This window comes from Aeribacillus sp. SP014, from assembly GCF_054055575.1.
Genome location: NZ_JBSRXI010000001.1, coordinates 2,697,946 through 2,721,062 on the forward strand (window position 1 = coordinate 2,697,946; position 23,117 = coordinate 2,721,062).

The 23,117-nt window shown below is 40.4% G+C and carries 25 protein-coding genes, 1 pseudogene and 1 riboswitch; of the genes and pseudogenes, 2 read left to right on the forward strand and 24 right to left on the reverse strand.

What is annotated here, in order from left to right:
- Nucleotides 1–84 precede the first annotated feature (84 nt).
- The 9 genes from ccsB to ACVIJU_RS13180 form a co-directional block, all read right to left on the reverse strand.
- Nucleotides 85–1,260 (reverse strand): c-type cytochrome biogenesis protein CcsB, encoded by a 1,176-nt coding sequence (ccsB, locus tag ACVIJU_RS13140; RefSeq protein WP_144598193.1) that lies wholly within the window; start codon nt 1,258–1,260, stop codon nt 85–87.
- A gap of 24 nt (nt 1,261–1,284) precedes the next feature.
- Complete coding sequence (resB, locus tag ACVIJU_RS13145; RefSeq protein ID WP_456687670.1) at nt 1,285–2,916, reverse strand: cytochrome c biogenesis protein ResB; 1,632 nt, start codon at nt 2,914–2,916, stop codon at nt 1,285–1,287.
- Between the two features lie 16 nt (nt 2,917–2,932).
- Complete coding sequence (resA, locus tag ACVIJU_RS13150; protein WP_094246155.1) at nt 2,933–3,454, reverse strand: thiol-disulfide oxidoreductase ResA; 522 nt, start codon at nt 3,452–3,454, stop codon at nt 2,933–2,935.
- Nucleotides 3,455–3,625: 171 nt separating this feature from the next.
- Nucleotides 3,626–4,363 (reverse strand): pseudouridine synthase, encoded by a 738-nt coding sequence (locus ACVIJU_RS13155; RefSeq protein ID WP_340857146.1) that lies wholly within the window; start codon nt 4,361–4,363, stop codon nt 3,626–3,628.
- Nucleotides 4,364–4,462: 99 nt separating this feature from the next.
- On the reverse strand, nt 4,463–4,993 hold the full coding sequence (locus ACVIJU_RS13160) for a spore maturation protein (RefSeq protein ID WP_456687671.1): 531 nt from the start codon (nt 4,991–4,993) through the stop codon (nt 4,463–4,465).
- A gap of 2 nt (nt 4,994–4,995) precedes the next feature.
- Nucleotides 4,996–5,586, reverse strand: a complete 591-nt coding sequence (locus ACVIJU_RS13165) for a nucleoside recognition domain-containing protein (RefSeq protein ID WP_063388631.1) — start codon at nt 5,584–5,586, stop codon at nt 4,996–4,998.
- On the reverse strand, nt 5,583–6,713 hold the full coding sequence (locus ACVIJU_RS13170; RefSeq protein ID WP_066247679.1) for a D-alanyl-D-alanine carboxypeptidase family protein: 1,131 nt from the start codon (nt 6,711–6,713) through the stop codon (nt 5,583–5,585). The genes ACVIJU_RS13165 and ACVIJU_RS13170 overlap by 4 nt, the downstream gene beginning before the upstream one ends.
- Before the next feature lie 124 nt (nt 6,714–6,837).
- Nucleotides 6,838–7,422, reverse strand: a complete 585-nt coding sequence (gene scpB / locus ACVIJU_RS13175; RefSeq protein WP_063388633.1) for an SMC-Scp complex subunit ScpB — start codon at nt 7,420–7,422, stop codon at nt 6,838–6,840.
- Complete coding sequence (locus ACVIJU_RS13180; protein WP_063388634.1) at nt 7,403–8,167, reverse strand: segregation/condensation protein A; 765 nt, start codon at nt 8,165–8,167, stop codon at nt 7,403–7,405. Before ACVIJU_RS13180 ends, scpB begins: the two co-directional genes overlap by 20 nt.
- A gap of 184 nt (nt 8,168–8,351) precedes the next feature.
- On the opposite strand from ACVIJU_RS13180, the gene ACVIJU_RS13185 reads away from it, so the two are divergent.
- Nucleotides 8,352–8,876, forward strand: coding sequence for a DUF309 domain-containing protein (locus ACVIJU_RS13185; protein WP_063388635.1), 525 nt, complete (start codon nt 8,352–8,354; stop codon nt 8,874–8,876).
- Here ACVIJU_RS13185 and ACVIJU_RS13190 read toward each other — a convergent pair whose 3' ends face one another.
- The 6 genes from ACVIJU_RS13190 to ACVIJU_RS13215 all read right to left on the reverse strand — a co-directional run bounded on the left by ACVIJU_RS13190 (nt 8,877) and on the right by ACVIJU_RS13215 (nt 13,938).
- A complete protein-coding gene (locus ACVIJU_RS13190) occupies nt 8,877–9,245 on the reverse strand; it encodes a GNAT family N-acetyltransferase (protein WP_063388636.1) in 369 nt (122 codons plus the stop codon).
- A gap of 127 nt (nt 9,246–9,372) precedes the next feature.
- Nucleotides 9,373–9,843: a 6,7-dimethyl-8-ribityllumazine synthase gene (gene ribH / locus ACVIJU_RS13195; RefSeq protein ID WP_063388660.1), complete on the reverse strand. Its 471-nt coding sequence runs from the start codon at nt 9,841–9,843 to the stop codon at nt 9,373–9,375.
- A 21-nt stretch (nt 9,844–9,864) separates the two neighbouring features.
- Nucleotides 9,865–11,058, reverse strand: coding sequence for a bifunctional 3,4-dihydroxy-2-butanone-4-phosphate synthase/GTP cyclohydrolase II (locus ACVIJU_RS13200; RefSeq protein ID WP_063388637.1), 1,194 nt, complete (start codon nt 11,056–11,058; stop codon nt 9,865–9,867).
- 13 nt (nt 11,059–11,071) lie between these two features.
- Nucleotides 11,072–11,716, reverse strand: coding sequence for a riboflavin synthase (gene ribE / locus ACVIJU_RS13205; protein WP_063388638.1), 645 nt, complete (start codon nt 11,714–11,716; stop codon nt 11,072–11,074).
- The gene (gene ribD / locus ACVIJU_RS13210; RefSeq protein ID WP_066247677.1) at nt 11,689–12,804 is read right to left on the reverse strand and encodes a bifunctional diaminohydroxyphosphoribosylaminopyrimidine deaminase/5-amino-6-(5-phosphoribosylamino)uracil reductase RibD; all 1,116 of its coding nucleotides are present in this window, start codon (nt 12,802–12,804) and stop codon (nt 11,689–11,691) included. The genes ribE and ribD overlap by 28 nt, the downstream gene beginning before the upstream one ends.
- 152 nt (nt 12,805–12,956) lie before the next feature.
- A riboswitch (FMN riboswitch) is annotated at nt 12,957–13,108 on the reverse strand.
- 392 nt (nt 13,109–13,500) lie between these two features.
- Entirely contained in the window at nt 13,501–13,938 is a 438-nt protein-coding gene (locus ACVIJU_RS13215; RefSeq protein WP_456687672.1) for a peptidylprolyl isomerase, read from the reverse strand.
- 163 nt (nt 13,939–14,101) lie between these two features.
- Here ACVIJU_RS13215 and ACVIJU_RS13220 point away from each other — a divergent pair, with 163 nt between their 5' ends.
- Complete coding sequence (locus tag ACVIJU_RS13220; RefSeq protein ID WP_456687673.1) at nt 14,102–14,971, forward strand: DUF1002 domain-containing protein; 870 nt, start codon at nt 14,102–14,104, stop codon at nt 14,969–14,971.
- Nucleotides 14,972–15,011: 40 nt separating this feature from the next.
- On the opposite strand, the gene lysA is transcribed toward ACVIJU_RS13220, so the two are convergent.
- The 9 genes and pseudogenes from lysA to ACVIJU_RS13265 all read right to left on the reverse strand — a co-directional run bounded on the left by lysA (nt 15,012) and on the right by ACVIJU_RS13265 (nt 22,943).
- Nucleotides 15,012–16,334, reverse strand: a complete 1,323-nt coding sequence (gene lysA, locus ACVIJU_RS13225) for a diaminopimelate decarboxylase (protein ID WP_066247674.1) — start codon at nt 16,332–16,334, stop codon at nt 15,012–15,014.
- 74 nt (nt 16,335–16,408) lie between these two features.
- Entirely contained in the window at nt 16,409–17,884 is a 1,476-nt protein-coding gene (locus ACVIJU_RS13230; protein ID WP_327855896.1) for a spore germination protein, read from the reverse strand.
- A gap of 55 nt (nt 17,885–17,939) precedes the next feature.
- Nucleotides 17,940–18,947: a stage V sporulation protein AD gene (gene spoVAD / locus ACVIJU_RS13235; protein WP_063388662.1), complete on the reverse strand. Its 1,008-nt coding sequence runs from the start codon at nt 18,945–18,947 to the stop codon at nt 17,940–17,942.
- 37 nt (nt 18,948–18,984) lie between these two features.
- Complete coding sequence (locus ACVIJU_RS13240; protein WP_063388663.1) at nt 18,985–19,407, reverse strand: stage V sporulation protein AB; 423 nt, start codon at nt 19,405–19,407, stop codon at nt 18,985–18,987.
- Nucleotides 19,397–20,014, reverse strand: coding sequence for a stage V sporulation protein AA (locus ACVIJU_RS13245; protein WP_456687674.1), 618 nt, complete (start codon nt 20,012–20,014; stop codon nt 19,397–19,399). Before ACVIJU_RS13245 ends, ACVIJU_RS13240 begins: the two co-directional genes overlap by 11 nt.
- A 101-nt stretch (nt 20,015–20,115) precedes the next feature.
- Entirely contained in the window at nt 20,116–20,874 is a 759-nt protein-coding gene (gene sigF / locus ACVIJU_RS13250) for an RNA polymerase sporulation sigma factor SigF (RefSeq protein ID WP_456687675.1), read from the reverse strand.
- Between the two features lie 12 nt (nt 20,875–20,886).
- Nucleotides 20,887–21,329: pseudogene (gene spoIIAB / locus ACVIJU_RS13255) on the reverse strand (anti-sigma F factor).
- The gene (spoIIAA, locus tag ACVIJU_RS13260) at nt 21,326–21,679 is read right to left on the reverse strand and encodes an anti-sigma F factor antagonist (RefSeq protein WP_063388331.1); all 354 of its coding nucleotides are present in this window, start codon (nt 21,677–21,679) and stop codon (nt 21,326–21,328) included. The pseudogene spoIIAB and the gene spoIIAA overlap by 4 nt, the downstream one beginning before the upstream one ends.
- A gap of 97 nt (nt 21,680–21,776) precedes the next feature.
- Nucleotides 21,777–22,943, reverse strand: a complete 1,167-nt coding sequence (locus ACVIJU_RS13265; protein WP_063388332.1) for a D-alanyl-D-alanine carboxypeptidase family protein — start codon at nt 22,941–22,943, stop codon at nt 21,777–21,779.
- Between the last annotated feature and the right edge of the window lie 174 nt (nt 22,944–23,117).

The following is a 23,117-nucleotide window of genomic DNA, read 5'->3' on the forward strand; positions in this document are numbered from 1 at the left end:
TCCTCCCTTGATCAGGTTAAAAAAGAGCTGACTCAAATGATAATGATCCAAATTCCAGCATGTATCATGAGTCAGCCAATCCGTTTATGCATATGAATGTAAACCAGCTATCACAAGGTTTACAAAAATTAAATTAAACATGATGATCGCAAATCCGATAACCGCAAGCCATGCTGATTTTTCTCCATGCCATCCTCTCGAAAGCCGTAAGTGAAGATATGCCGCGTAAAACAGCCAAGTGATCAATGCCCAAACCTCTTTCGGATCCCAGCCCCAAAATCGGGTCCAAGCGATCTGCGCCCAAATCATGGCAAATATTAAAGCACCTAGCGTAAATACTGGGAATCCAATCGCTACTGAACGGTAGCCAATTTCATCCACCACATCCAAATTTAAATTTTTCACTAAAGGCTGCAACGCTGCAGAAATACGCTTTCTCAATATTAGGCGGATCACTCCGTATAAAATCAGTCCTACAAATGTGGACCATAAAACAGTGTTCACCTTTCTGGCCGATAAAATCGCCGGCAATTCCACAAAGCCTGCAAGCCGATCTTTTGTCAACAATTCTCCTTCGTGCGGCGCAACGAGAGCAGGCAAATGAAATTCCATTTCCGCCTCTTGTCCATTTTTATCGATCCATTTAAACACTGATTCATAATCCATTGCTCGGAACACGGTTGTGACAATGACAAATGCTAGTGTTGTGACTAATACAAACATGACAAATTCAAGCCAAAACGTCTTTTTTGTTGCTTTTGATTGGTCCACAACCTTTGTTAAATACAGGACTCCGGCTACAAAGCTGATCGCCAAAATAGCTTGTCCGGCAGCAGCTGTTGTTACATGGATTTTCAGCCAATCGCTTTGAAGAGCTGGTATTAAAGGGCTGATTTCTGTCGGAAACATGCTGGCATATGCAATCAATAAAAGTGCAACTGGCAATGTAAATAAGCCAAGTGCAGACAGCTTATAAATAAAATAAATAATGATAAATGCTCCTACTAGCATCATACCAAAGAATGTCGTGAATTCAAATAAGTTCGAAACCGGGGCATGTCCAGCAGCGATCCATCTCGTAACGAAGTATCCCAGTTGAGACAAAAAACCGAGGATCGCCGCCGCAATGCCTAATCGCGCCCATCTATTCGTTTTTTCATCCTTTCCTCTTTTGTCACGGATGGAACCGCCAAAAAAGAATGTTCCTATTAAATACAAAATAAACGCAATGTATAATAAAGTGCTGCTAAGTTCAGCCACAAACTTCCCCTCCTTCATGAGGTTCTATTCTTTTAATTGTTTTTGGTCAACAGGCTTTTGAATTTCAGTATCGCGCAAAATGATGTCCAATTCATTTTTTAATCCAAACCAGTTTTTGTTTGTATGCCCCGCCAGCATGATTTTGTCGTTATCCGCTTTCAGCCATATGCGGCGATGCTGCCAGTACAATCCTTGAATTAAGCCTATCATAAAAATGGCTCCGCCGACACCGAGCACCCATAAAGTTAAATCTTTTCTTACAACTAGACCCGTTAAGTTTTTCGTTTCAATTCCTGAAAATTTCATTTTGTATTTGTTATTCTCGTTAGGTTCAATCGTTTGCTGGATGGCAACGAAACTCGTTTCTCCCTTCGGTCTGTCAGGTGCAATCATTTTAAAAACAAATGCCGGGTTGTTTGGCACTCTCGACCGCGTGGCTGGATTGCCTTCGTCATCAAAATAAAAATCTGGAAGATAGCTGGCAATTTCAACAGCATAGCCGTTTCCTAAATCATATTTCTTTTCTGGATTTAAGAGGTCAATGACAACTTTCCCGAAGCTTTTCCCCGATTTTTTATCGATAAGATCAAACGTCATTTTATTTAACTCATTCAGCTTGTAATTCACTTGATAGACAGCATAAGAATCAAATTTCAATGGTTCGTTGACGCGAATGCTGAAGTCTTTTACCTCTTTTAATTTTGGTTCTTCACCCGGCAGGCTGTCTCCCTGCTTTTTATAAAGCGTCACATTTGATTGGAAGTTTTTAGCTACGCTTCCATCGCCGACACGGTCAATCGCTTCCTGAAACACATCTTTTTCTTTTTCCTTTTGATAAGTTTCCAAAATGAATTGATGATGCTTCAAATAATACTCGCCATTTGTCCCGGGTATTTCTTTCGTTTCCCCTTCTCTTAACCAGAGAACCTCATCCACATACATCCCCGGGAAAAAGCGGAGCATGGCTCCAATTAAAAAAATAATCAATCCGATATGATTGACATACGGACCCCATCTGGAAAATCGATTTTTCTCTGCCAAAATGTTTCCATTTTCTTCTCGAATGCGATAACGGCGCGCTGTTAAATTTTTTTTAACTTGTTCTACATTTTTTTCAATATTGTCCACATATGATTCGCTAAAAAGGCGCTGTCTTTTCAAAAAAGACTCGTGCCGAGACACACCTTGATTTTTCAAGGCACGATAAAGAGGAATAACTCGGTCAAGCGAGCAAATCACAAGCGATATTCCAATCGATGCGATCAAGGTCATATACCACCAAGAACCGTATAGGCGGTGAAAGCCTAATTGATAATAAAGCTGGCCTAAAATTCCATATTCATCTTTATAAAATTGCTCTGGCGTTACGTTGGAAGGTATGTACAATTCTTGCGGAAAAATCGTTCCGATTGCTGATGCGATCAGCGTTATCACAATCAGCCAGACTCCAACTTTAACAGAAGAGAAAAAATTCCATACTTTATCGACGATCGTTTTATTATATGTTTGAGAACGTCTGGCGCTTCCGTCATAACGCATATCATGAAGTTTTTCCGAATTGCCTTCGCTCTCTGCTGCCAAGGCCCGTCCGCAATTTTCACACAGCACAGTACCGAACGGATTTACATGACCGCATTCACATTTCACATGATTCATGTTGAAAACTCCCTAACTATGGTTTTATCATTTCCATGTAATCTCGAACTTCCCGTTCCGTCATTGGTGCAGTAATGATTTTGACAACCTTCCCGTTCTTATCGATGAGAAACGTAGTAGGCAGCGGATCTACATCATATGCATGAAGCACCTGCTGATTTTTGTCAATGACAATCGGGAAATTGAGTCCGTATTTTTCCGCAAATTTTTCCACTACTAATTTTGATTCGCCAACGTTGACAGCTAAAACTTCCACGCCTAAATTTTTATAGTGCTGATATTGTCTTTCAATGTAAGGCATTTCACGTTCACAAGGTTTGCACCACGTTCCCCAGAAATTGAGAAATACCCCTTTTCCTCTATAATCGGAAAATTGATGCTTTTTTCCTTCTAAATCAGTAAGAACAAAATCAGGCGCAGCTGATCCGACTTTCACTTTTTCTTTGCTCATAAAAAAATTTGAATAGAGTGTATATCCAAGAGCACCTAATAAAATAACAAGAATAATCGAGCGAGTAATGAGTCGCTTTTTTTTCATCGTGTGTACTCCCTTTGTTTTTCATTCGCTTGTTATTATATCATTGAATTTCCGTTCATTCAGAAAAATAATTTTGACGTTTATGTGACATAAAAACGTGTAAGCCCCTAAAGCAGTACATTGTTTGCAACGTTTTGTCGGTATAAATGCGAAAGCTTAACCGATTTTAGGCTAAACTCTCGCATGCTTGCCGTGCTGGGCCAACGCCCGCAATCTCTTCACCTCGTGGGGAGTAATTTCGCGGAACGCACCCGGATTGAGCCCTTTTAAATCTAAAAATGCGTACCGTTCTCTTTTCAGCTTCAGCACAGGAAAGCCGATTTTATCAAACATTCTTCTAATTTGCCGGTTTCTTCCTTCATGAATGGTAATTTCGATTATACACGTTTTTTTTCTTTTATCTAAAGAAAGCATTTTGACTTTTGCTGGTTTTGTCATTCCATCCTCCAGCATGATCCCTTGCTCCAGTTGTTTTAATTCTTTCCTTCCTGGAATTCCTTTAACTTTCGCTACATACACTTTATCAATTTCATATCGTGGATGCATTAACAAATTAGCAAAATCGCCATCGTTTGTCAGGATTAGAAGGCCTGAAGTATCATAATCAAGTCTGCCGACCGGAAAGATGCGCTGCTCAAAATCTCGAAAGTAATCGGTGACGACTTTTCTTCCTTTTTCATCTTTCACGCTCGAAATAACTCCCCTAGGCTTATAAAACAAAATATAAATCGGTTCTTCCCTTTCTACCGGAATCCCGTTTACCTCCACCTTGTCCTCGTCAGATACTTTTGTTCCGAGCTCTGTTACAACTTGTCCATTTACAGTAACTTTTCCGTCCAAAATTAATTGCTCCGCTTTTCTTCTTGAAGCAATTCCCGAACGCGCTATCACCTTTTGCAAACGTTCCATTGATCTCACCTCTCTAAAAATATTACCTTCTTTCGGTCTCGTTACACAAGATGAACGCATTTATTTTTTTGCAAATAAAAAAGCTAAGCTCATTAAAGCTTAACCGAAAAGGAGCGTAACAATTATTATGGAAGAAAGGATGGCTGCAAAATCCGCCAGCAGCCCAACCTTTATCGCATCGCCCATTCGCTTGATCCCAACAGCACCGAAATATACTGTAATGATATACAAAGTCGTGTCTGTGCTCCCTTGCATGGTGGCTGCCAGTCGACCGATAAACGAATCCGCTCCATGCATTGAAATTAAATCGCTCATAATTCCTAACGAAGCTGTTCCAGAGATGGGCCGAATTAACGCCAGCGGAACAATTTCCGCCGGGACGTGGATAGCTTGAAACATCGGTTTTAACAGGTCCATAAAAAAATCGAGAGCCCCTGAAGCGCGAAAAACAGACACTGCCACGAGCATGCCGACAAGATACGGAATAATGGAAAAAGAAATTTCGATTCCTTCTTTTCCACCTTCAACAAACGCTTCATAAGTTGGAATGCGTTTAAAAGTCCCGTACAACAAAATAAAACCGATGATCAATGGGATCAGCCATATCGAAACAGCACTAATGAACACCATCGTTATTCTCCTTTTCTTTTTCGTAAATAGTAAAAATAGCGGTCAATCATAATAGCGGCTATGGTAGCAAAGAAAGTCGACAGAAGCGTTGGCACGACAATATCAGTCGGATTATGCGAACCGTATGTCATTCGTATAGAAATTACAGTTGTTGGAACAAGAGTCAATCCAGTTGTATTTAATGCTAGAAAGGTGATCATGCTTCTGGACGCCTGGTCTTTATTTTTGTTCAATTTTTTCAACTGCTCCATCGCCTTAATTCCCAACGGTGTAGCTGCGTTTCCTAGCCCAAACATATTGGCGAGCAAGTTTGACAGCATGTAGCCCATCGCAGGATGCTCAGGGGGAACATCAGGAAAAATTCTCCTCATCAGCGGTTTGAACAGATTCCCTAGCTTTTCTAACAGACCGCTTTTCTCAGCAATATTCATTAAGCCTAACCAAAATACAAGCACGCTGATGAAGCCAAAGGCAATGGTGACACCCTCTTTTGCACCTGAAAAGACGGCTTTATTCACTTCCTCCATTGTTCCGTTGAACATTGCAAATACGACGCCGATCAAAGTTAAGGCAACCCAAATAATATGAATCATGCGGAAACACCCAGCATATCAAAAAATAGATCGATCATCTTTCCAAACCAGCCATGCGGAGGCTCTACATCACCGTTTTCAAAATAGATCGGCACTTCTTCAATCGTTTCGCCATCGAGCAACACTCTCAATGTTCCTACTTTTTCTGGAACCTTTTCAGGATGGTTCTTCCACGAAGCCTTCGGTTTTGCTAGGAATAAACGGATGTTTATTTTGTTTTTTTCTTCCTCCATCAGCGGATAAACAATGTCGCGATTAATGAAGATGCGGTCTTTGTAAAACTTGTTGTCAATGGCAAGGTATCCTTCTTTTTTGATCGTCACTTGATCATATTCGCTGAACGCGCTGTTAAACATGGACATATGGTCGTTCCAATCATCGGGAGCATTTAGCGTAACAGCAATTAAATGTAAATCATCTTTTTCCGCAGTGGAGACTAATGTTCTATTTGCCCTCTTTGTGTACCCGGTTTTACCGCCTGTACAATATTCATATAAATTTAAAAGTTTGTTTTTATTTTTCCACTGAAATCCGTCTTTTTTATAAACTTTTGTTCCAAATATTTTGCGGAACGTTTCATTCTCCATGGCGTATTTCGTTAAAAGAGCCATATCATATGCGGTAGAATAGTGGTTTTCGTGATCATCCAAACCGTGCGGGTTGGCAAATTCAGTATTTGTCATGCCGATTTCCTTCGCCTTTTCGTTCATCATAAATACGAAACCATCTAAACTGCCTCCGACAAATTCAGCAATCGCCACCGCAGCGTCATTTCCGGACCTTAGCATAAGACCATAAACCAAATCTTCCAGCTTCACCTTTTGCTTTTGCTTAAGATATATGGAAGACCCTTCAGTTCGGACAGCGCGGTCACTGACAGTCACATTTTGATCCATTTTTCCTGATTCAATTGCTAAAATCGCCGTCATGATTTTCGTAATGCTTGCAATGCGCATTTTTTTATGTGGGTTTTTTTCAAAAAGGATCCGGCCGCTCTCCTGATCCATTAATATGGCGCTTTCTGCACTAACTTCAATCGTATGAGTTGCATGAGCTGTCGGGATAAAAAAATGGCCTATCAATATAAAAAGAATGAATACATTAATACGTGATGTCCATTTGTTCATTAATGCTTTCACGTCCCTTTATTCGATTCGTTTTGTACAAGTTTATGCAAAGAAGACAACCGTATGAACGGAATTTGAAAGAATGTGAAATAAAAATAAGTCTCAGACTGCCGCCTGAGACGACTTACAAGTTATTTAATTTTTCAAAGAATAAATCTGCCTCTTCTTGAATAAAATGCTCTTCATTCTCGATCTCTGTCAATGAAGGCAATTCTTCGATCGTTTTTAATCCGAAATATTCAAGAAACTCTTTTGTCGTTCCGTATAAAATAGCTCTTCCCACTCCCTCTTCTCTGCCGACTTCTTGAATAAGCCCTTTCGCTAAAAGGGTCCGGATCGGCCTTTCTGACTTTACCCCTCTAATTTCTTCTATTTCAATCCGGGTAATCGGCTGTTTATAAGCGATAATGGCCAATGTTTCAAGCGCAGCCTGAGAGAGTGATTGGTTCATAGGAGTTTCCATCAGCCGCTTTAAATATGGTGCATGCTCCTTTTTGGTTGTGAGCTGGTAAACCCCTGCTACTTCTACAAGGTCGATCCCCCGTTCTTTTTTTTGGTATTCCTCTTTTAAATCTTCAATAATGCTTAAAACCGTTGCTTCGTCAATTTCAAGAACGGAAGTTAATTGCTTGATGGAAAGGCCTTCGTCTCCAGCCGCAAATAAGAGCCCTTCCAAAATGGATTTCCATTCAATAATCCCTAAACTCATGCAGCTTTTCACTCCCGTAAATATAAATTTCTGAAAAATTATGTTCTTGTTCTACATGAACGTATTCATTTTTCATCAGCTGAAGCAAAGCTAAAAAAGTCACGACCATATAATCCTTCCTGTCAGCTGGAAAGAAATCGTGAAACTCCTTTTTCTTTTTCGATGCCTTCAGCTCCATGATCATTTCCTTCATTCGTTTTTCGATCGGGATTTCTTCTTTTGCTACGGTTCGTTCGATTGGCTTTTCAATTTTTTTTCGTTTTAGCATTTTTTGAAAGGCAGCGATCATATCATAAACCGTTACGTTTCCTTTTTGCAAAATCGGCTCTTTTTCCTCCAAATATTCGCTCAAGTCGCTTGGAGGCTTCGTATAGACAAGCGCCCGTTCACTTTCCAGTTCTTTCAGCTTTACTGCCGCTTCTTTATATTTCTTGTATTCAATTAAACGGGTAACAAGCTCATCTCTCGGATCGGACTGCTCTTCTTCGATGATTTCCTCGTCTGACCACTCTTCCTCCTGTCTTGGAAGGAGCATTTTGCTTTTAATCGACAATAATGTGGCTGCCATCACTAAATATTCACTGGCAACATCCAGCTCAAGCTCCTGCATCGTGTGAATATATTCCATATACTGTTCTGTTATTTCGCTGACAGGGATATCATATATATCAATTTCTAAACGATGAATTAAATGCAAAAGCAAATCTAACGGACCTTCAAAAGCTTCTAACTTTACTAGATACATTACCTGATCATCACCCTCGATAAATGGCTAATTTTTAGTATAGACCAATAGAAAAATACATCCAATACTCTTTTTCAACAAAGCTCATTTTTGTTTATTTTTAAATCAGGCATGAATACTTTCTTTTTTGCAGCCATTTTCATAAACTATAACATATATAGTAGAAAAAAGGAGTTTTCTCAATATGTACCCACCTGAATATATTGAGTTTTTATATCATTTTCATTGTGACCGGGATTATTTTGAATGTCATGAAATTTTAGAAGAATTGTGGAAAAAAGATCCTAAAGAAGAGAGAAAACAAATCTGGGTCGGGCTCATACAAATTGCCGTTAGCTTTTATCATTACAGGAGAAAAAATTTCAATGGTGCTGAGCGGATGATGAAAAATGCTATTCGCATTTTAAAAAATGAAACGGCGTCTCTTAACAAACTCGGTTTGGATGATGAACAGCTCTTACATATTTTACAAAACACTTTTGGTCGAATTCAAAAAAGAGAACCATATAAAAGCATTCAGCTGCCGATTTTTGATCAAAACCTTTACGAAATTTGCTTAACAACAGCAAAGGAACGAGGAAAAACGTTCGGTGAGCCTAGCGATATTTCAAACGTTTTTTTAATACATAAACATAAAACAAGGGATCGAACGGACATCATTGAGGAGAGATTGAAAAATTGGCATAAAAAAAGAAAAAGAAGAGAGTGATCAGCTCTCTTCTTTTTCCAATTGTTCATGGTCGCATTTTTCAAAAAAGGATTGAATTTGTTCGCTAGGAATAACATGTTTATCTTTATATAGCTCTTTTACGGCATTGATCATTTTTTTGCCGATTCCTTCATGACGATGGGACGGGTTTACGCAAATATGCTGAATTTCCACTATTCCTTTATCTTTCAATTCAACGCCGATCACTCCGATAACATCTTCTTCCTTCCATAAGAAAAGCTGCCAATTTTCGTCATTTTCATACGTTTTCATCGTTTGCTGGAGCTGCTTTAAATCCTTTTCACTCGGCATAAAGGAAAGAAGCCCCATCGCAATTTTTTCAAAAGCTTTCTTATATCGAACTAACATGCTGGATCCCTCGTTAATATATAACATTCTTTCAAGAAAGATTTTATGGGCAACTGGTGTTGAATCCCATTTATCATATTGCTCTTAACATTATATACATTTTCTTATGAATTTTAAACTGTTTTCTTTAAAGTTGGGCGAGGGATTTGATTAAATTTGCCATTTCAATTGCCGATAGTGCTGCGTCCCAGCCTTTATTGCCCGCTTTCGTTCCTGCTCGTTCAATCGCTTGCTCGATATTTTCCGTCGTGACGACGCCAAATATTACCGGCACTCCTGTTTGCAGAGAAGCGTTCGCAATCCCTTTTGCCGCTTCATTGCATACGTAATCGTAATGCGTAGTGGATCCACGGATAACTGTTCCTAAGGCAATGACCGCATCGTATTTTTTGGACTCAGCCAGTTTTTTGGATACAAGCGGGATTTCAAAAGCCCCCGGAACCCATGCAACATCAATGTCGCTTTCCGAAACGCCGTGGCGGATGAGAGCATCGATTGCTCCGCTTAACAGCTTGCTTGTAATAAATTCATTAAATCTTGATACGACAATTCCGATTTTCAAATCTTTTCCGACTAAATGTCCTTCAATTTTGTTTATGCTCATTAGTATAACCTCCCGCTAAATATGAAGTAGATGTCCTAGTTTCGATTTTTTTGTTTTCAAATATTTTTCATTATCCTTGTTTGCCGGTATTTCAATTGGAACCCGCTCCAATATTTCAAGTCCGTATTCTTGCATTTCTTTCATTTTTCTCGGATTGTTTGTCATTAAACGAATAGACTTGGCTCCAATATCCTTCAGCATCTGTGCTGCAACAGCATATTCTCTTTGATCCGGCTGAAAGCCGAGCTCCTCATTTGCTTCGACCGTATCATAACCTTTTTCTTGAAGCTTATATGCTTTCAATTTATTTATTAGCCCGATCCCCCTGCCTTCTTGGCGCAAATAGAGCAAAATTCCGCTTCCTTCTTTTTCAATTTCACTCAATGCAGAATGAAGCTGCGGGCCGCAGTCGCATCTGTGAGAATGAAAGACGTCTCCTGTCAGGCATTCTGAATGGATTCTAACTAAAACGGGATGCTCCGGCTTAATTTCACCCTTCACCAGCGCAATATGCTCTTTTCCATCATACAAGCTGGTATAACCGATGGCTTTAAAACGGCCAAAACCTGTCGGAAGCTCGATTTCCACTTCTTTTTTGATTAATTCCTCCCGTTTTCTGCGGTATTGAATTAAATCTTGAATCGTGATCATTTTTAAATTGTATTGTTCCGCTATTTCTTTTAATTGAGGAACCCGAGCCATTGTTCCGTCTTCATTAATAATTTCACAAATGACGCCAGCTGGAAAGCATCCTGCCAGCTTTGCCAAATCAACGGCTGCTTCCGTGTGGCCGGCTCTTTTTAATACTCCTTCGTTCTTTGCAATTAACGGGAAAACATGTCCGGGTCTTTTAAAATCCTCCGCCCTTGCATCCGGCTGAATGAGCGACTGAATCGTTTTAGCTCGCTCATATGCGCTGATTCCCGTCGTTGTTGTTTGATGATCGATGCTGACAGTAAACGCGGTTTGGTGCAAATCTGTATTTTCCGCTACCATAGGGTGAAGCTGCAAACGGTGCGCTAACGATTCCGTGATCGGCACACAGACGAGACCTTTTCCTTTTGAAATCATAAAATTGATCATTTCAGGGGTGGAAAACTCAGCTAGACCGACAAAATCTCCTTCGTTTTCCCGATTCTCATCATCCACGACAATGATCACTTTCCCCTGTTTTAAATCTGCGATGGCATCCTCAATGGAATGAAACATTATTCTATCACCTCTATTCACTGTAAAAACCGTGCTTTTGCAAAAAATCAACGGTAATTCCGGTTGGCGCCTCTTTGCGGACAAACTTTTCTAAATATTTCCCGATCAAATCACATTCAATATTGACCTTATCGCCTATCTCCTTTTCCCCAATAATTGTTTCTGAATATGTGTGAGGAATAATCGAAATCGTAAAGGTTTGTTCTGTTAAGCCAAAAATGGTTAAACTCGTTCCGTCAACTGCAACTGAACCTTTTAATATCATGTAATAAAGCAAATCTTTAGGAGCTTTAATTTGATAATAAACAGCATTTTCCTTTCTTTCTTTTTTGACGATCGTGCCAACGCCATCAACATGTCCTGAAACGATGTGGCCGCCAAATCGGTCGCCAACAGCCATTGCCCTTTCCAAATTCACCTTTGATCCGGTTTTTAATGTACCTAATGTCGTTGCCGCCATCGTCTCAGGCATGACATCCACAGAAAAATAATTCGATTCAAAGTCGGTGACCGTTAAACAGACTCCGTTGACGGCAATGCTGTCGCCTATTTTTACATCTTGCAAAATGTTTTTTGCATAAATTTCTAAAATTACTGCTTGATTCGTTCCTTTTACTGATTTGATTTCCCCTATTTCTTCAATGATTCCAGTAAACAATCTTGTCCACCTCTTTTCGGAACGGAGACAATTTTCACATCTTCTCCTATTTTCGTAACGGACTGAATTTCAAATGAATGTGCCATCCTCATCTTTAATGCTTCATCGCCCATGACGGCTGATATTCCTTCAGGGTCTCCCAATATTTTGGGTGCAAAATACACGATTAATTCATTCACTGCTTCCGCTTTTAAAAATGAAGCATGGACTCTTGCTCCTCCTTCAACGAACAGGGAGGTGATGCCTCGCTCGCCTAATATTTTTAAAATATTTGGGATATTCCATTGATCATGTAAAGTCAACACTTCTATTCCTAATTTTTTCAGTTCCGCTTTTTTATTGAGATCCCCATCTTGGCAAATGACCCAAGTTTCTGCTTCCTTGTCAGTTATCACATTGGCATCCATCGGAATTCGCAGATGGGTATCTAAAATAATCCGTATCGGTGTTCGTTTGCGATCCGGCAGCCGACAAGTCAGACTTGGATTGTCTTTTATAATTGTATTAACACCCACTAAAATGCCGTCGTGTATTTCTCTGTAACGGTGCACATCCTGTCTTGCTTCCTCTCCGGTAATCCACTTGCTGTCACCTATTTTTGTAGCAATTTTCCCATCGAATGTTGCGGCATATTTTAATGTGACAAACGGAGTGTTTGTTTGAATGTAATGAAAGAAAACTTTGTTAAGTTCATGTCCATTTTTTTGCAATATCCCGGCTTCCACATCGATTCCAGCATCTTGCAAAGCTTTCACACCGCGTCCACTTACGAGAGGATTCGGATCCAAAGCAGCTACAACGACCCGTTTAATCCCTCTTTTGATAATAAGCTCAGAGCAGGGAGGAGTTTTGCCAAAATGGCTGCAAGGTTCAAGCGTGACGTACAGCGTTGCACCTTTTGCCTTTTCCCCAGCCATATTTAAAGCATGAACTTCCGCATGGGGTTCCCCAGCCTTTAAATGCGCTCCAAACCCGATCAGTTCCCCATCCTTCACAACGACCGCTCCCACCAACGGGTTAGGGCTCGTTTGGCCGATTGCTTGTTTCGCTAGCTGAAAGGCAAATTCCATCCATTTTTCGTCATTCATGAAGGACACACCTCCCTTTTGTTGATTTCAAAACAAAAGCCCCGGGTTTGTTCCCCCAGGGCTTGATGATCACTTTAACGAAAAGAAGGTATACTCAAATAAGAGTATAAAATCTGTTCTTTTTGAACAGTTTATACTCCTCACCTTCAAAAGTGATCCTTCTCCCATCCAGACTATACTGTCGGCTCTGGATTTTCACCAGATCCACCGCAAAGGCGTTCCGCCAATGCGGGTCACGGGCTAAAAAAGCTTAAAAGCTTTTATCACCGCCGGTCGGGAATTTCACCCTGCCCCGAAGGATGCATCATTCATTTTATGTTATTTTCAATGGGAAAAACGGCTGCTTCCTCTTGCTTCCCACCTTCCATTTTGAAGCATTCACGAGTTTTTGAAAAAGAAACAAAGCTGAAGAAAACAGCCAATTATTTTACTATTATCTCCCTTCAAACGGTCTTCTGTCAAGAAAGCAATCTTTGACCAATATGAAAAAGTGCCTTTTTATCGATTATTTCTCTCCTACACTTGACCGCATCTACAAGAATTATATTATCAACTAAAGCTGAGCGGTATTCAGCTAGTCAGCAATGAACATCCAATAGACGAGTCCCCAAATAATGCTCAATACAACAAGAACAATAAATAATATCCAGTTTTTCATTCTCATTTTGTACATCCCTTTCTATTTGAAAGAGGAATTTAATTTTCATACACTTCTACTTTTTTCATTACATCTCCGTTTTTCATGCTCAACACAGCTTCCATGCCTGAAGTTACTTGGCCAAAAACAGTATGAACTCCATCCAAGTGAGGCTGAGGTTCATGAACGATAAAAAATTGACAAGAGCCTGTATCCCTGCCTGCGTGAGCCATAGAAATGGCGCCGGTTACATGTTTATGCGGATTGCCATCTGTTTCGCATTTGATCGTATATCCTGCATTACCAGTGCCGTTGCCATTCGGACATCCGCCTTGGCTTACAAACCCTGGAATAACACGATGAAAAGTCAAACCGTCATAAAAGCCTGAATTCGCAAGTTTTTCAAAGTTCTTCACTGTATTTGGAGCTTCATTCGGAAAAAGCTCAAATTCAATTTTTTCTCCGTTTTCCATTAAAATGTAGCCTTTTTTGCTCATAAAACAGCTCCCTTTCATGAAAAAATTTTCTCTTTATTTTATCATAGAGTAAAACATAAAATACAGATGAAACGTTTTAGTATATATATACGTCTTAAATGGTTGAAAGTTTTTGCACTCTATATCATATATTCGAAGTCATGTTCGCTTAGGAGGTTAAGTGATGAAAAAAATCGTTTTATCCATATTACTTGCTATTGGGTTGGCAACACCAACTACTAGTTTTGCTGATTCTGTTGTTGGAGATGTTATTGTCACGTTAGGCAGCGATTTAACGGAGCAGCAAAAGCAGGATCTCTTAAAGGAAATGGGCGTACCAGATAACGTGCAAACGGTCACCGTGACAAACGAAGAGGAGCACAAATATTTGGGGGATTATATTCCGAAAGCGCAAATCGGTTCAAAAGCGATTTCTTCTTCCAAAATACAAATTGAGAAAAAGGGATCTGGTTTAGAAGTCCAAACAAACAACATAAACTGGGTCACGGATGAAATGTACTTAAATGCGCTCATGACAGCTGGTGTCAAAGATGCAAATGTTTATGTCACCGCGCCTTTTGAAGTTTCCGGAACAGCCGCTTTAACAGGGTTGATAAAAGCTTATGAAGTTTCGACTGATAAAGCGATCCCTGAAGACGTGAAACAGGTCGCCAACCAAGAGCTGGTGGAAACAGCAAAGCTTGGAGATAAGATTGGTGACGAAAATGCTTCGGCATTAATTGCAAAAGTAAAAGAACAGATGTCCGAAAACGGCGTTCCGAAAAATGACCAAGAGCTAAGAGAAATGATTGAACAAGCAGCAAAAGATTTGCAAATAAATCTTTCCGAAGATGATATAAACAATTTAATCCTCTTATTTAACAATATGATTAACGTCAATATCAATTGGGATGAAGTCGGAAACCAGCTTGACAAAGCAAAAGACAAAATTTCTAAATTTCTCGAATCCGAAGAAGGACAAAGCTTTTTGCAAAAATTGAAAGAATTCTTTTCTTCGATCATTGATGCCATCGCATCGTTTTTCCAAGAATGAAAACGGCGTCTTCAACTAATGTTGAGACGCCGTTTTTCGTTTACGGTTGACCGACTTCCGCTTTTAAAGGCAAATCGAGACTGACTAAATCCTCGTATGTTTCCCTTTTGACGACAAGTCTCGCTTCGCCGTTTTCAACAAATACAACAGCAGGCCGAGCGATCCGGTTATAATTATTTGCCATAGAATATCCGTAAGCCCCCGTGCAAAAAACAGCTAATATATCGCCTGCTTTTACGGTAGGAAGGGATAAATCCCAAATGAGCATGTCCCCGCTTTCGCAGCATTTTCCAGCAATCGATACAGTCTCAGAACATTCGTCATTCATCCGGTTGGCAAGAGCCCCCTCGTATTTTGCCTGGTACAAAGCAGGCCGGATGTTGTCGCTCATGCCTCCGTCCACCGCAACATATTTGCGAATGTTAGGGACGACCTTTTGAGATCCTATCGAGTACAAGGTTGTTCCTGCATCCCCGACGAGAGAGCGTCCTGGCTCAATCCATATTTCAGGGAGAGGAATTTGAAGCTTCTCAGAGTGCCCTTTCACAACTTCCACCATTTTTTCAACATATACATTCATTGGCAGAGGATCGTCCTCTTTCGTATATCGAATTCCGAATCCTCCCCCTAAGTTTACAACTTTCGGAACAAACTGAAACTTTTCTTTCCAAATAGAAATTTTCCCAAAAATCTTTCCTGCTGCTAAAACAAATCCTTCAGTGCCAAAAATTTGCGAACCGATATGGCAATGGATTCCTAATAGCTGTAAATGCGATTGATTTTTTACAAGCTCAATCGCTTTTTCGATTTGACCATTATGAAGGTCGAATCCAAATTTCGAATCTTCCTGCCCGGTTGTAATGTAATCATGTGTATGTGCCTCGACGCCTGGTGTAACGCGAAGCAATACCGCAACTTTTTTATTCATTTGCTGGCAAAGAGAAGATAAAACATCAATTTCATAAAAATTATCAATCACAATGCAACCGATATTTGCCTCCAGAGCCATTGCAAGCTCGTCGATGCTTTTATTGTTTCCATGAAAATGAATTTTTTCCGGAGGAAATCCTGCTTTTAATGCCGTATACAGTTCACCGCCTGAAACGACATCAAGAGAAAGCCCTTCCTCATTTGCAAGCTGCACCATTGCAATGGAAGAAAAGGCTTTGCTTGCATAAGCAACTTGATATGGAACTCCTAATGATTCAAATGTATTTTTAAAAGAACGGGCTCGTTCGCGAATGAGTGCGACATCGTATACATATAACGGTGTCCCATACTGTTTGGCAAGTTCAACTGTATCGACACCGCCGATTTCTAAATGCCCTAACTGGTTGATTTTACTTGTTCCCTGTAAATACAAAGACTAGCCCCCGCTTTCATGAACGTAAAAGTTAAAAATACATTACCATAAAACATTTTCTCTTTCAAATTTTTTTAAGGCTGCTTTTTTACGTTCTGCGGATGAACAATGCTTGGCCTTACTTTTATATGAGGCACCGACGACCTGACGATGATCTGCCAAAAGGCTTGAGGATTAAAAGGGATAAACGGCCATAAATAAGGCGTATTTAACGATCGAATGCTGGCAAGGAAAAGGATGAACAGTGTGCAGCCGATCACTAATCCGGGCACTTTAAAGATCACTACTAATAGCAGCAATACAAAACGAACGATTTTATTGGCTACGCTCAATTCATAGCTCGGGGTTGCAAAAGTACCGACCGCCGCAATGGAAACGTACAAAATAACTTCCGGCGAAAACAAACCGACATCGATGGCAATTTGTCCTATGAGAACTGCTGCAATTAAACCCATCGCCACTGAAAGAGCTGTCGGTGTATGAATGGCTGCCATTCTTAAAAGCTCAATCCCTATGTCAGCAAGAAAAATTTGAACAACAATCGGAATATTTTTTTCTTTGTTTGGTCCGATGTAAGATATAGCCTCCGGCAGTAAAGACGGCTGCACTACATACAGCATCCAAAGAGGAAGCAAATAAATAGAAGCTAGCATGCCAAAAAAGCGCACCCATCTGACAAACGTTCCGGCCGCTGGCGCCTGACGGTATTCTTCGGCGTGCTGAACATGGTGAAAAAAAGTAGTTGGCGTAATAATGACACTCGGGGACGTGTCAACAAGAATAATGACATGTCCTTCCAGCAAATGAACTGCAGCGACATCCGCTCTTTCCGTATAGCGGACAAGCGGAAACGGATTAAAGCCTTGCTTTACTAAAAATTCTTCAATTGTTTTATCTGCCATTGGAAGCCCGTCAATCTTTATCGTTTTTAACTCCTTTTTGATCACTTCAATTAATCCTGGATCCGCCACATCTTCCAAATACGCGATCGCAATGTCGGTTTTTGATCGCTCGCCGATTTTCATGATTTCATATCTCAGACGTTCGTCCCTTATTCTTCTCCGAATCAGTCCCGTGTTGACAACGATATTTTCCACAAAACCGTCACGTGCGCCGCGAATCACTTTTTCCGTATCCGGCTCTTCCGGCTGTCTTCCAGGATAGTTGCGGACATCGACAACAAAAGCAAAATCGCTGTCTTCGACAAAAAAAACGACTAAGCCTGACAACACTTGATCGACTGCTTCATCAAGCGTTTGAACCAATGTTACTTGCTGATGAACGAGACGGTTTTTGACAATTTCCTTTAAACGATTGGCTTCCGTTTCATGATCATTGATTTTCAAAAGCTCCTTGATCAGTTCGATGACATAAAGTGAATCGCAAAGTCCTGTCACATAATATAAATGCACTTGTTTTCCGAGAAGCATAAATTTGCGCACGCCTAAATCAAAGCTTGTTCCTAAGCCAATATGATCTCGAAAAAATTTTTCGGTATCTTGCAGCTTGGGAGAGATTTGACTTTTTTCTTGATCGGTTAATTTCGTCATGCTATCGAATCCTTTCTCTTCATCATTCATGTTCAGCTCACCTTTTCCCGCCTTTCTATCTCTGTCTTTCAAAAACTACTCCGTGAGCTATGGCCGGGATCGATTCGTTCAGCTTGATCATCGTTTTACTTAACAGAGCCCCGGTTGCCACCATCAATACTCGTTTTAAATTTCCTTTTTTCATTTCTTGGAATATGTGGCCGTAAGTTACAACTGCTGAACAAGCACATCCGCTCCCGCCGGCAAATGCTCTTTGTGCTGGATGAAAAATTAACAGCCCGCAATCTGAATGGTTGCCTCGGATGTCGTACCCATCCTCAAGCAATAATTCCTTCAGCTTCGGACTGCCGACTCCCGAAAGATCGCCGGTAAGAATTAAATCGTAGTCAGAAGGAGTCCGATTTAAATCACGAAAGTGCTGCTTAATTGTATCTGCAGCTGCCGGCGCCATTGCGGACCCCATATCATAAGGGTTTTTCCTGCCAACATCGATCACCTTGCCGATCGTTGCAGCCGTTATGGCAATCTCACTTTCGTCTTTGCTGATTAATACAGCACCTGCCCCTGTTACGGTTGTCGTCGCTGTTTCTGGTTTTTGTCCGCCGAAATTCGTTGGATGCCGAAACTGCTTTTCAGCTGCGCCATAATGGCTGCTTGTGGCAGCGATAATTTTGTTCGCGAACCCCCCATCGATCAGCGCGCATGCCGCAGCGACTGTTTCCATTGAAGTCGAACAGGCCCCGTACATACATAACAGCGGAATATTGAGCATTCTAGCTGTATAGTTCGATGTAGCATTTTGGTTCAATAAATCCCCCGCCAAAAACAAATCAATATCCTCTTCCTTTAATTCAGCTTTTTTTAAACAGCGGCTGATCGCCTGCTCCATTAAATTCCGCTCGGCCAATTCCCAAGACGGCGCACCGCAGTACATATCATCAAAATGAGCATCAAATGTTTCCTTAAGCGGTCCTTTCGCTTCCTTCGGCCCAACGACAGTTGCCGTTTTATTGACAAACAATTTATGTTGAAACACCCATGTTTGCTTTCCCGTTAACCGCATCATGCTATGTTTCCTCCGATCATATGACAAATTGCCTTTACAGACCAGCAAAATAAAGCCAATGAAACAAAGAGCCGCAAATTTTTCCTAAAACGATCGCCATCATCAACATAACGATTTTGTCATCAATGCCGATCCTTTTCGCTAATATCGGAAATACATTCAGCACTTCTGTTAATGCTGCTGCAAGCATTCCGACAAATATTCCGTAAAGGAGACCGATCGGGATAAACCAATAATGCGAAGCATGCAAATAGACGGGAGAGAGGCTGAACCAACCGCCGGACACGGCGCCAAGAATAACAGCCCATTCATACAAACGAATCCATTTTATTGTCTTCGTCAGTTGCATGAGTCTTGGAATGATTCCGAGAACAGATAAAAACGCAACAAATCCACACCCGACAGCCAAGCCCCCTGCAAACCCCGTAAACAAAAGCATGAACCATTTAATCATCATCATTTTTCACGCTTTCTTTGTTTTCGTTTATGGCGATGTATTGGTCGAGATCCATTTGATAATTAAAAATCTCGACTTCCAACGGACTCGGCTCTTCATTAAATTTCTTTTTAAAAACGTGATTAAAAAACAGAACCATTCCCAGCCCCAAACCGATGGAGTAGGGGATTTGCAAAATTAACGGCTTATCGATCTTATTGCCAGTGAAAAACTGATACAAATTGCGATGCATCCGCTGCATGCTGACATCTTCATGAAAGTTCATAATCGTTAAAGCCGATCCGACAAATAATAACAGCCATACAAGAAAAAAAAGGACGGGAGCAAATTTTTTTCGATGATTTTGAATTTCAACAATTGTTTGCGTCGGCCCAACAGGTTGGACATCAAGGGAAGGATCAATGGATTGGATTTTTTCTATGACGTTGATGACATCAATGACAACATATGTTTTATCTTTTGATTGAATTTGATGAATGATTTGATCCCCCATTTTGCTGATTATCGCTTCGTCTGCAATTATTTTCGCGATTTTGTTAAGCGTGATCCTTTCGTTCGGTTTTGCCTGAATACGATGCTTTAGACGCACATAAACCGTTTTATTCACGCCCTTTCACATCCTACTTTTTTCTAATAGTATGAAACGTTCGCCACTCCCTCATGCAAAATGATCAAGACCATTTATTTCCACAAAAAAAGACCAAAGAGCTATCCGCTCATTCGGTCTTTCATTTGCTTTAATATTTTCTTTTCCAGTCTGGACACCTGAACTTGTGAGATTCCTAACCGTTTTGCGACTTCCGACTGTGTTTGATCTTTATAATACCGCAAATAAACGATCAGCCGCTCCCGCTCGCCTAAATTGTTCATAGCATCTTTTAATGCTATTTGATCAAACCATTTTTGCTCATTTTGATCTGCAATTTGATCCAGCAATGTAATCGGATCGCCATCATTTTCATAAACCGTTTCATGGATGGAGGAAGGTGCACGTACAGCTTCTTGTGCAAGAACGATATCTTCAGGTGAAATATCTAAGTAGTCAGCGATCTCCCCTACTGTTGGCACCTTGCCAAGTGTTTTGGACAGTTCCTCTCTAGCCCGTCTAATTTTATTTCCGAGCTCTTTTAATGAACGGCTCACTTTTACTGTTCCGTCATCCCGGATGAATCGTTGAATTTCTCCTATAATCATCGGAACAGCATAAGTGGAAAATTTAACATCATACGACAAATCAAACTTATCGACCGATTTCACTAAGCCAATGCAGCCGATTTGAAATAGATCATCCGCCTCATAGCCTCGGTTTAAAAATCGCTGCACAACTGACCAAACGAGCCGCATGTTTTTTTGGATAAGCAAATCGCGGGCTGCCTGATCGCCTTGCTGGCTTCTTTTAATCAAATCCCTGACTTCCTGATCCTTCAATTGTCCATTCGAATGTTCGTTCTTGACCTCCACATCCATAAGCTAATCTCCTTAATTACATAAAGCTTTGCTTTTTGTAAGATGTTTTGTTAATCGAATGATTGTGCCTTTATTTTTTTCCGATTCTATTTTCACTTCATCCATAAAATTTTCCATGATGGTAAATCCCATTCCTGAACGCTCCAGCTCAGGCTTTGTTGTAAAAAGCGGCTGTCTAGCTTCTTCAATGTTGTCAATTCCTACCCCCCTTCATCTCGAATCGTCAAATGAACGATATGGTCCTCTAGCGTGCAGGAAATATACACAATACCGTCAGGATTATTTTCATAACCGTGAATGATCGCATTTGTCACAGCTTCGGAAACTACTGTTTTGATTTCGGTTAGTTCATCGATCGTCGGATCTAGCTGTGCGATAAAGGAAGCTACAGCTACTCTTGCAAATGATTCATTTTGACTTACAGCGGAAAATTGAAGCTTCATTTCGTTTTTCATGACGCCACCCCCAACGTTTGCAAAGCCGCTTTCTCTGTCTCGGCCAGATGAATAATTTTAAATAAACCTGACATGTCAAAAAGACGCTTTACACTCGGGGAGATGGCGCAAACAATCATTTCACCGCCGAGATGTTTTATTTGCTTATAACGCCCGAGAATCACTCCAAGTCCGGAGCTATCCATAAAAGTTAATTGTTCTAAATTTAATAAAATATGTTGAATAGAGTTATTTTCGATGGCATCATTGACTTTTTGCCGAAGTTCCTCTGCTGTATGGTGGTCGAGCTCCCCTGACAGACGTATCAATAACACGTTTTCTTTTACTTCAAGGTCAACCGCTAGACTCAAGATCATATTCCTCCTTCAACTATGATATTGAATCTTTCGAGTTGACCTTTCATATTTCCTGCCTGAAGACAAAACTAGTGGAATTTCGCCAAAAATATCATTTTTCGGCCTTCGTCCATTCGCCTAGAACCCTTTTGAACAGCTTCCACCAGCTCGCAACGCGAACATCTTGTTTAGCCACAAGCTTGCTTTCAGCAAAAACCTTTCCATTCTTTTTCAGCACGAGGGTTCCAAGCTCATCTCCTTTTTTCACTGGCGCTACCAGGTGGTTTTTAAACATAATTTCTTGTTTAATATCATCAATGCTTTCGCCCTTTTTGGTTATAATGGAAACAGGCTCCGAAGTAATCAGCTGTACATCTTTATCGCTTCCTTTGCTCAGTTTTGCTTTTGTCACCACTTCGTTTCGTTTAAACAGAGGATGGGTTTCATACTGGGAAAAGGCATAGTCTAACAGCTTCGTGATTTGAGCATTTCGATCTTTTGGCGTTTTAGCTCCAAATACAACAGCAATAACCCGCATATTCCCTTTTTTGGCTGTTGCCGTTAAACAGTATTTCGCTTCGTTTGTATAACCTGTTTTTACACCGTCAACTCCGTCGTAAAATTTCACAAGCCGATTTGTATTGACCAACCAAAATTTTTTGTCTGTTCCTTCTCGTAAATAATCCTCATATGTTCCCGTAAATTTCGTAATTTCTTCATATTTTAATAGCTCTTTGGCAATAACCGCCATGTCCTTTGCCGACGAATAATGTCCTTTTGCAGGTAATCCGGTCGAATTTTTAAAATGCGTATTTTTCAGTCCGAGCTCTTTCGCTTTTTGATTCATCATGGATACAAACTGTTCTTCTGATCCTGCAATTCTCTCCGCCATCGCGACAGACGCATCATTGCCGGAAGCAATCGCAATTCCTTTTAATAAATCTTCCACTGTCATTTCTTCCCCAGGCTCCAAAAAGATTTGCGATCCCCCCATGGATGCTGCATATTCGCTCGCTCTTACTTTTTCATCCATTTGAATCTTTCCTTTATCAAGAGCTTCCATAATAAGAAGAAGCGTCATGATTTTCGTCATACTGGCGGGCGGCAGCGGTGTATCTGAATTTTCTTCATATAGTACTTGACCTGTATCCCGCTCAATCAATATAGCCGATTTCACTCCATCTACTAGTTTGACATTTTTTTCTTCTGCCCACGCAGCCGTTGAAACCCCAAAAAAAAGAACAAATGTTGCCATGACAGACAGTAGTAATTGTTTCATCTCCACATCCTCCATTCCTCATATGTAACTGCAATCTAATCTAATGAAATGTAAAAGACTCTAAAAATGAAATGAGAATGAATTTTTACTGGTAAAATTATCTGTATAAAACCCATTTTTTCCAATTATTAAAAAGTTATACAAAAAAAGAATCGGGATTACCCGATTCTTTTT